The sequence below is a fragment of the Mesorhizobium sp. M5C.F.Ca.IN.020.29.1.1 genome, from assembly GCF_003997375.1.
In the GTDB taxonomy this organism is placed as follows: Bacteria; Pseudomonadota; Alphaproteobacteria; order Rhizobiales; family Rhizobiaceae; genus Mesorhizobium; species Mesorhizobium wenxiniae.
Genome location: NZ_RZSW01000250.1, coordinates 1 through 8567, shown reverse-complemented (window position 1 = coordinate 8567; position 8567 = coordinate 1). Strand labels below are relative to the sequence as shown.

Below are 8567 nucleotides of genomic sequence, written 5' to 3'. Positions count from 1 at the left end.
CGAGAGATCCTCGAAGCGAATGCCGGCTAGGTGCTCGCGCAGCCGCGCGTCAAGTTTCATGCCCCCGAACAAGCCGCTGCCGCGCAGATTGAGGTCGAGAAGGCCAAAAATGCGCCGTTTGGTCAGGCTTCTGGCGAATTCTTCCAACTCGTCCAGCTTGCCGGCGAGATAACAGCCGCCGACCAGCGCACCGATCGAGGTGCCGGCGATCATCGACACTTCGATGCCTGCTTCATCGAGTGCGCGCAGCACGCCTATATGGCCCCAGCCGCGAGCGCAGCCGCCCCCCAATGCCAGTGAAATGGCTGTTTTTTTTGGAGCTTCTGTGCCTGCGGGTGAAGAGAGGCCATTGGCCTCCCGAACGTCCGGTCTGTTGCGCAATGACGCCCACTCGAGCATCACAATCTCCCTTGTCCCGCGGCTAATGTATAGGCAGGCCGTATCGAAATCATGAATATACGTGGTTGCAGTTCGGCGAATGGTTCAAATGGATGGTTCATGGGGCTTTCGATACGTTTCTTCCGCATCGAACAGCGGCCTGCTCCCATCGCTGGCAAGCGTCCCCTTGCCGTCGATCAGTCCCACCGTCCGATAAAAGCAGGAACGCCGGCCGGTGTGGCAGGTTGCGTCGTGGCCCATCACTTTGACGCGCAACCATATGGCGTCCTGGTCACAATCCGTGAGCATCTCGACAACGTTCTGGACATTCCCCGACGTTTCGCCCTTCTTCCACAGAGCGTTGCGCGAGCGCGACCAGTAGTGGGCGATTCCGGTTTCCAGCGTCAGCGCCAGCGCTTCGGCGTTCATATGCGCGACCATCAGGAGCATGCCGTGGTCGGCATCGGTGACGACGACGTTGACGAGGCCGCTGGCATCGAAGCGCGGCGAAAAAACCGTGCCTTCTTCCAGTGCCTTCTTGTCTGATGGAGCTTTCGGGAATTTCAGTGCCGACATCGCCGGTCCTTGTTCAGAGCCTTACCCACTTCTCGGGATCATGGCTAGCGACCGGCGACGATCGTTCAGCCCCTGCCGCCACGCACCATGGTGACGAAACGGACCTGTTCCTCGGGCGTGTCCTTGAAGACGCCGGTGAAGGTCGAGGTCAGCGTGGTGGAGCCTTCCTTGCGGATGCCGCGCATGGCCATGCACATGTGCTCGGCTTCGACCATGACGGCGACGCCGCGCGGATTGAGCACGTCCTGGATGACGCCGGCGATCTGCGCGGTCATGGCTTCCTGGGTCTGCAGTCGCTGGGCGAAGATATCGACGACGCGCGCGATCTTGGACAGGCCGACAACCTTGCCGTCCGGCAGATAGCCGACATGCGCCTTGCCGATGATCGGCACCATGTGGTGCTCGCAATGGGAATGGAACGTTATATCCTTGACGAGGACAAGGTCGTCATAGCCGGCGACTTCCTCGAAGGTGCGGCCGAGTTCCTCGGCCGGGCACTTGTCGTAGCCGCCGAACATTTCGCGATAGGCCTTCACCACACGCTTCGGCGTATCGACCAGGCCCTCCCGGTCCGGATTGTCGCCGGTCCAGCGCAACAGCGTGCGAACCGCGGCCTCGGCTTCGGCTTCGGTCGGCCGATCGGTGACCGGCTTTTCCATATAGGCGGAGGGGGGCATGAATTTCTTGATGACGGCATCCATAAAGGCGTCTCCCGTAGTTCCCCTCTCAGGAGGAACGAGTTGAACGGACCACGACCTTTCGGGTGTTAGAAACGTGCCCTGTTTCCAGCCCGTAAGCGGCGTGAACTGATTTGAGCAAGGACGAGGCTGTTGGTTACCTTGTCCATACCCGACTACCAGCATTATATATGATCGTGCCGAGCGAAAGGAAGACCGTCAGCGGCAATCGCTGTTCGCTCGGCGGCGACGGATTGGAAAAATATGATCGACGACGTCTACAATGCGAAAATTCTGGGATTTGCCGGGAATATCGCGCGGATCGGCCGGCTCGACCGTCCCGATGCAACCGCGCGCGCGCATTCCAAGCTGTGCGGCTCGACCGTGACTGTCGATCTGAAGATGGATGACGGCGTCGTCACCGATTTCGCCCATGATGTGAAGGCCTGTGCGCTTGGCCAGGCTTCGTCCTCGATCATGGCGCAACATGTCATCGGCGCCAGCGCGGGCGAATTGCGCGCTGTGCGCGAGACGATGCTGAAGATGTTGAAGGAAAACGGCGCACCGCCCGAAGGCCGCTTCGCCGACCTCAGATATTTAGAACCGGTGCGCGATTATAAGGCGCGCCATGCCTCGACCATGCTGACCTTCGATGCGGTGGTCGACGCGATCGGCCAGATCGAGAAGAAGCGCGCCGAACAGGCGGCTTAGCCGTCAAATGGCGACCGATCACACGCACCAGCATCAGAGGCCGCGATACACGCGCAACTGGCCCGGCCCCTGGCGCAAGACGCCCGGCCGAATCCTCGGCACGACGCTTGTGCGCTTTTACCAGCTGACGCTGTCCGGCTTTGTCGGCAATTCCTGCCGGCATCTGCCGACCTGTTCCGAATACGCACATGAGGCAATCGCCCGCCATGGACTATGGGCCGGCGGCTGGATGGGGTTTTTCCGGGTGCTGCGCTGCGGGCCGGGCGGAACGCACGGCATTGATCGTGTGCCGGATGTGCTGGCCGATCGCTACGTCTGGTTCGCGCCCTGGCGGTACTGGCGGATCGGAAAAAAACGCAGTGACTCGGAAAACTGATCCCGGTAGAGGGGCTCGGTAATCGGGCAGATCTTTACGACTTGCTAACCTTAACACCATGTTGCGTATTTAAGACAAAATCGAGACAAGACGCCTCGCTAAGCCGCTCCTGACATGCCTCAGGAGAGATTGCCAAATGCGCAAGATTGACCGCCGTCCATTCGTTTTCGCATTGGTTCTCTACCTGCTGGCTTGGCTGTTGGGTTTTCCGATCCGTGCTCAATCCGCGCCGCTGAAGGACGTTGAATGCACGCTGATCCTGGATGCTGCAAGCGGCGAAACTCTGTATCGGCAAGGGGTTTGTGACCAGCGCTTCAGTCCCGCCTCGACATTCAAGGTCCCATTGTCGCTGATCGGCTACGACGCGGGGATCCTGATCGACGTGCACACGCCGGCATGGGATTACAAGCCGGAGTTCAATGCGGTGAAGCGCGACCAGAAAACCGTCGACCCGACGATCTGGGAAAAGGACTCGGTGCTGTGGTTTTCGCAGGAAATCACCCGCCGGCTCGGCAGCGAGCGGTTCGCCGGCTACGTGTCGAAATTCGACTACGGCAACACCGATGTATCCGGCAATGCCGGCAAGAATGATGGCCTCACCCGGTCCTGGGTGAATTCCTCTCTCAGGATATCGCCGGTCGAACAGGTGAATTTCCTGCGCCGCTTGCTTGCCCGCAAACTGCCGGTTTCGGACAAGGCCTATGCGATGACCGAGGCGATCTTGCCGACCTTCCAGGCAGGTGGCTGGACGGTGCAGGGCAAGACCGGGACTACGGGGCTTCGCGACGACGCCGACAAGGTCAACCGCTCGCTTGGCTGGTTTGTCGGCTGGGCGCAAAGCGATGGCCGCAAGATCGTCTTTGCCCGCCTGGTGGTCGACACGAAACGATCGGACACGCCCAAGGGCCTCAGGACGCGGGCGATGTTCATGAAAGAGCTGCCGAATCTCGTCAAACAAAGCTAAGTAATCGGCCATTCGCCTTTACGGCACGGGAATCTGCCCATAAAAGACTGCCGCCGGACGCATCCGGCATTTCACCACCCGCGCTCGTTTGCGGGACTGGATAGGAGAACTTCATGCTGAATTCCGTTTCCCTGACATTTCACGATGGCTCAGTCCGCGACTACGAGGCGGCGATGACCGGCGCCGGCCTGGCGGAATCGATCTCGAAGTCGCTGGCCAAGAAAGCCGTCGCCTACAGCATCGACGGCGTGGTGCGCGATCTTTCCGACCCGCTCGGCAAGTCCGGCAAGGTCGAGATCATCACCCGCGAAGACCCGCGCGCGCTGGAGCTCATCCGTCACGACGCAGCGCACGTGCTGGCCGAAGCCGTGCAGGAATTGTGGCCGGGTACGCAGGTGACCATCGGCCCGGTGATCGAGAACGGGTTCTACTATGATTTTGCCCGCAACGAGCCGTTCACGCCCGACGATTTTCCGGTGATCGAGAAGAAGATGCGCGAGATCATCGCGCGTAACAAGCCATTCACCAAAGAGGTGTGGTCGCGCGAGAAGGCGAAAAAAATCTTCGCCGACAAGGGCGAGCGCTACAAGCTGGAACTGATTGACGCCATTTCCGACGATCAGGACCTCAAGATCTATGCGCAGGGCGACTGGTTCGACCTCTGCCGCGGCCCGCACATGGCCTCGACCGGCCAGATCGGCAACGCCTTCAAGCTGATGAAGGTAGCCGGCGCCTATTGGCGCGGCGACAGCAACAATCCGATGCTGACGCGCATCTACGGCACGGCCTGGGCCGATCAGGCGCAGCTCGATGCCTACCAGATGATGCTGGAGGAAGCCGAAAAGCGCGATCACCGGAAGCTCGGCCGCGAGATGGACCTGTTCCATTTCCAGGAAGAGGGGCCGGGCGTCGTCTTCTGGCACGCCAAGGGCTGGAGGATGTTCCAGAACCTGGTCAACTACATGCGCCGTCGCCTCGACGACCTCGGTTATCAGGAAGTCAACGCTCCGCAAGTGCTCGACAACTCGCTGTGGGAGACTTCAGGCCACTGGGGCTGGTACCGGGACAATATGTTCAAGGTGACGGTTGCCGGCGACGACACTGATGACGACCGCGTCTTCGCGCTGAAGCCGATGAACTGTCCCGGCCATGTCCAAATCTTCAAGCATGGGTTGAAGTCATACCGAGATCTGCCTGTAAGATTGGCTGAATTCGGCGCCGTTCATCGCTATGAGCCGTCCGGCGCGCTGCACGGGCTGATGCGCGTGCGCGGCTTCACCCAGGACGATGCCCACATCTTCTGCACCGAGGAACAGCTCGCCGACGAGTGCATCAAGATCAACGACCTGATCCTGTCGACTTATGCCGATTTCGGCTTCGACGAAATCACCGTCAAGCTGGCGACCCGCCCCGAAAAACGCGTCGGCACCGACGCGATGTGGGATCATGCCGAGGGCGTGCTGCAGGACGTGCTCGGCATGATCGCGGCGCGCTCGGGCAACCGGATCAAGACGGGCGTCAATCCGGGCGAGGGCACGTTCTACGGGCCGAAGTTCGAATATGTGCTGAAGGACGCCATCGGCCGTGACTGGCAATGCGGCACCACGCAGATCGACTTCAACTTGCCGGAACGTTTTGGCGCCTTCTACATCGGCTCCGATTCGGAAAAGAAGCAGCCGGTGATGGTGCATCGCGCCATCTGCGGCTCGATGGAGCGCTTCCTCGGCATTCTGATCGAGAATTATTCGGGCCATTTCCCGCTGTGGTTCGCACCGCTGCAGGTGGTGGTGGCAACGATCACCTCCGATGCCGACGATTACGCGCAAACGGTCGTCGCGCAGTTGAAGGCGGCCGGACTGTTGGCGGAGGCCGATCTTCGCAACGAGAAGATCAACTACAAGGTCCGCGAGCACTCGCTGGCCAAGGTTCCGGTCATCCTCGTCTGCGGCAAGCGCGAGGCGGAGGAAGAGACGGTCAACATTCGCCGGCTCGGCTCGCGCGACCAGGAATCGCTCGGCCTTGGCCAGGCGGTGGCAATGCTTGCCGAAGAGGCGGTGACGCCCGACCGCAAGCGCAAACGAGCCGCCTGAGTTCAGTCAGATCAGCGGGAAATGGCGGTGGAGCGATCCACCGCCATTTTCACATGCCGCTATTTCACATGCCCGCTATTTTCATATGCTTGTCACGCCAGCCTTGTAACGAGCCCTCATGCTCAAGCTGAAGATGCACGAAAGACCGTTTCCCGAGCTTTCTTACGCCGGTCCGCATCAGCCGGCATTGACGCGCTGGTTCATCCACTCCATCGAAGGCCTGTCCGGTCGCGACCGCTTCGCGGCCCTCTATGACTTTTGGCGCCGCCATGTGGTGCCGACCGGCGAGCGCGTTTTCAGCCGCATGCTGGAGCTGATCGATGTCGAGGTGCGGACCACCGGCCAATGGCCGCCGGAAAAATTGCCTGACACGCCGCTGGTGATCGTCGCCAACCATCCGTTTGGAATCGGCGACGGCATTGCGGTGCTCTCGCTGGCCGAGCAGCTTCAGCGCCCGTTCCGTGTCATGATCCACAAGGATCTGCTCAAGATCCGCGAGATGGAGCCCTATTCGCTGCCGATCGACTTTTCCGAGACCAAGGACGCGCTCAGGAATAACATGGCGGTGCGCCATGAGGCGGTGCGGCTGCTGAAAGAGGGCGTCATCATCGTCATCTTCCCCGCGGGCGGCGTCGCCACCGCGCCGAAAGGTTTTGGCCGGGCGCGCGATCTGCCGTGGAAGATGTTTCCGGCCCGTCTCGTCCAGGATGCCAAGGCATCGGTTGTCCCAATGCACTTTTTCGGCCAGAACGGCCGGCTGTTCCACCTGGTGAGCGGACCAATGAACATGGCCGAGCGTGACGGACGCGTGGCGAAGTTCGTCGGCAGGGCTTCGCTAACGCTGCGCATTTCCCTACTCATCCACGAATTCGCGCGGCTGTCGGGCAAATCGATCGACGTGCGCATCGGTGACGTGTTGGGACGGGATGAACTGGAGTCGCTGCGCGACCGCAAGGCTTTGCTCGACCGCCTCCACCGCGGCGTTTTCGATCTGGCACCGGCCGAAGCGCGCGGCCGCGGCCAGTTTCTGCCGCGACGCCTGCGCAAGGCGGCCTGATCGGCAAATCATAGGCTGCTGGACCCGAATCTACACGGCAGTGTCCGGACGGTTAGTCCGCGCCTTCCTCGGGATCCATCGCCGAGGCCTCCGTGGCCAGAACCTCGATTTCCTTGTTCTGCCCGGCCACGACGGTAAAATCCTTCTGGTAGATGCGGTCGCGGTTCTTGGCGATGATGGTGTAGTCGCCTTCGGCAAGCACCATCGAAGCAAAGGCGCCAACGGTTTCCTTGATGGGATCGCCGGATTCGTTGAGCAACGACCAGGAGGTGTCGGCGATCGCCTCTCCACCCGGCTCGCGTACCAGCTTCATGGTCATCTCCGCCGCACGGTGCTCGACGGCCGCTTCGGTCAGCTTGCCGGCTTCGACGCGGATGTCGGAGCGGATGACCGCATTCACCGAGCCATAGGTCGAGACGACGTGGTAGACGCCCGCGTTCAGCCGCACGACGCTGTTCGGCTCGACATCGGGTATGATCAGGGCGCGATCGTGATTGGCCTCGGCTTGGCCTTCATAGATCGAAAACCGCAGTTTCTTCGGCGGTATGCGCACCCCGCCCGACAGTACGGCATCGAGCTTGAGCCCGCCGGCATCGAGCACGAGGCTTTCGCGCTTGGCGTCGTTGCCGACGGTGATGCGCTTGGTGGCGCCGGCCCGGCCGTAGGAGGCATGGACCAGATAGCTGCCGGGCTCGAGCTGGAACACCGCGCTGCCGCCATGGGCGGAAGCGACCATCGGCAGCTTGCCGTCGCCGGTGGGTTCAGGCTTGAAGACGCGCCAGACGATGCCGCGCGTGATGTCGGCACCCTTGTCGGTCAATTGCGCCGACAGCGTGATTGCCCCACTGCTCCCCGACGCCAGTGGTATCTCGCTTTTCGGAGGCGCATAGCTCGAAATTCCGGGAAGTTTCAGATCACCGAGGCCGTCCGCATCCTGCGCGACCGCAAGCGAAACCGGCACCATGAACAGTGCGGCAGCGAGCCAGATCAGGAAAAGACGCAATGTCCCCTCAAACATGCCTTGCGTTGAAGCCCAAGGCGGTGGCAATTTCAAGGCTTAAGAGTCCGATCGGCTTCTGCTAGAGGGCTCTTTGTCCGGCGCGCCGCGCCAATGCCCGAGCCGCCCGATGTCCCGATGGTGCGCTTCAGCTCAAATTCCAAGGAGACTTGCGCCCATGGCGTCGCCGATCATCGACTTTCTGCTGACCCGAAATTCCGTGCCGATCCCGGAGTTGAAGGAACCGGCGCCCAACGACGCTGACATCGCGACGATGATTGCCGCCGCGTCGCGGGTGCCGGACCACGGCCGGCTCGAGCCCTGGCGTTTCATCCTCTACCGGGGTGAGGCACGCGTCGAGATCGGCAAGAAGCTGGCGGCCCTTGCCGCACAGCGCGAAGGGCCGCTGCCAGAAGGCCGCCATAACCAGGAACTGGCGCGCTTTTCACGCGCGCCCCTGGTGATCGGCGTGGTGTCGAGCCCGAAGGAAAATCCAAAAATCCCACAATGGGAGATGTTCCTGTCGGGCGGCATGGCGGCGATGAACCTCATCATATCAGCCAATGCGCTGGGCTATGGCACCAACATGATCAGCAACTGGTATTCCGATGTGCCGGAGGGCAGGGCGATCCTGGGGCTGGCGCCGCATGAGCACGTCGTCGGCTTTGTCCATATCGGTTCCTATCAGGGGCCGGCGCCGGAGCGGCCCCTGATAGGAACCGATATGGACAAAGCCGACGA

General features: G+C 61.4%; 10 protein-coding genes. 6 read left to right on the top strand and 4 right to left on the bottom strand.

Annotation, left to right across the window (positions count from 1 at the left end; translation table 11 throughout):
• The 3 genes from EOA85_RS19840 to folE all read right to left on the bottom strand — a co-directional run.
• Window positions 1–399, bottom strand: a 399-nt coding sequence (locus tag EOA85_RS19840) for a patatin-like phospholipase family protein (protein WP_206523329.1), incomplete at its 3' end; no start/stop codon positions are given.
• An 84-nt stretch (window positions 400–483) separates the two neighbouring features.
• Entirely contained in the window at window positions 484–954 is a 471-nt protein-coding gene (gene hisI / locus EOA85_RS19835; protein WP_127210865.1) for a phosphoribosyl-AMP cyclohydrolase, read from the bottom strand.
• Window positions 955–1019: 65 nt separating this feature from the next.
• Complete coding sequence (folE, locus tag EOA85_RS19830; RefSeq protein ID WP_029353093.1) at window positions 1020–1655, bottom strand: GTP cyclohydrolase I FolE; 636 nt, start codon at window positions 1653–1655, stop codon at window positions 1020–1022.
• A gap of 240 nt (window positions 1656–1895) precedes the next feature.
• Here folE and EOA85_RS19825 point away from each other — a divergent pair, with 240 nt between their 5' ends.
• The 5 genes from EOA85_RS19825 (at window position 1896) to EOA85_RS19805 (ending at window position 6829) form a co-directional block, all read left to right on the top strand.
• Window positions 1896–2342 carry an iron-sulfur cluster assembly scaffold protein gene (locus EOA85_RS19825; protein ID WP_127210864.1) on the top strand — a complete coding sequence of 149 codons (447 nt, stop codon included), beginning with the start codon at window positions 1896–1898 and terminating at the stop codon, window positions 2340–2342.
• 7 nt (window positions 2343–2349) lie between these two features.
• The gene (yidD, locus tag EOA85_RS19820; protein WP_127210863.1) at window positions 2350–2718 is read left to right on the top strand and encodes a membrane protein insertion efficiency factor YidD; all 369 of its coding nucleotides are present in this window, start codon (window positions 2350–2352) and stop codon (window positions 2716–2718) included.
• Window positions 2719–2854: 136 nt separating this feature from the next.
• Window positions 2855–3682: a class D beta-lactamase gene (gene blaOXA / locus EOA85_RS19815; protein WP_127210862.1), complete on the top strand. Its 828-nt coding sequence runs from the start codon at window positions 2855–2857 to the stop codon at window positions 3680–3682.
• 113 nt (window positions 3683–3795) lie between these two features.
• Window positions 3796–5772: a threonine--tRNA ligase gene (thrS, locus tag EOA85_RS19810; protein ID WP_127210861.1), complete on the top strand. Its 1977-nt coding sequence runs from the start codon at window positions 3796–3798 to the stop codon at window positions 5770–5772.
• A 118-nt stretch (window positions 5773–5890) separates the two neighbouring features.
• A complete protein-coding gene (locus EOA85_RS19805) occupies window positions 5891–6829 on the top strand; it encodes a lysophospholipid acyltransferase family protein (protein WP_127210860.1) in 939 nt (312 codons plus the stop codon).
• Window positions 6830–6881: 52 nt separating this feature from the next.
• Here the strand turns inward: EOA85_RS19805 and EOA85_RS19800 are convergent, their stop codons facing one another.
• A complete protein-coding gene (locus EOA85_RS19800) occupies window positions 6882–7847 on the bottom strand; it encodes a hypothetical protein (protein WP_127210859.1) in 966 nt (321 codons plus the stop codon).
• A 157-nt stretch (window positions 7848–8004) separates the two neighbouring features.
• Between EOA85_RS19800 and EOA85_RS19795 the strand changes: the two genes are divergently transcribed.
• On the top strand, window positions 8005–8567 hold a 563-nt coding region (locus EOA85_RS19795), incomplete at its 3' end, for a nitroreductase (RefSeq protein WP_164759760.1).

Coding starts and splice junctions, on each gene's coding strand:
- hisI (WP_127210865.1), bottom strand. CDS start 954: ATGTCGGCACTGAAATTCCCGAAAGCTCCATCAGACAAGAAGGCACTG.
- folE (WP_029353093.1), bottom strand. CDS start 1,655: ATGGATGCCGTCATCAAGAAATTCATGCCCCCCTCCGCCTATATGGAA.
- EOA85_RS19825 (WP_127210864.1), top strand. CDS start 1,896: ATGATCGACGACGTCTACAATGCGAAAATTCTGGGATTTGCCGGGAAT.
- yidD (WP_127210863.1), top strand. CDS start 2,350: ATGGCGACCGATCACACGCACCAGCATCAGAGGCCGCGATACACGCGC.
- blaOXA (WP_127210862.1), top strand. CDS start 2,855: ATGCGCAAGATTGACCGCCGTCCATTCGTTTTCGCATTGGTTCTCTAC.
- thrS (WP_127210861.1), top strand. CDS start 3,796: ATGCTGAATTCCGTTTCCCTGACATTTCACGATGGCTCAGTCCGCGAC.
- EOA85_RS19805 (WP_127210860.1), top strand. CDS start 5,891: ATGCTCAAGCTGAAGATGCACGAAAGACCGTTTCCCGAGCTTTCTTAC.
- EOA85_RS19800 (WP_127210859.1), bottom strand. CDS start 7,847: ATGTTTGAGGGGACATTGCGTCTTTTCCTGATCTGGCTCGCTGCCGCA.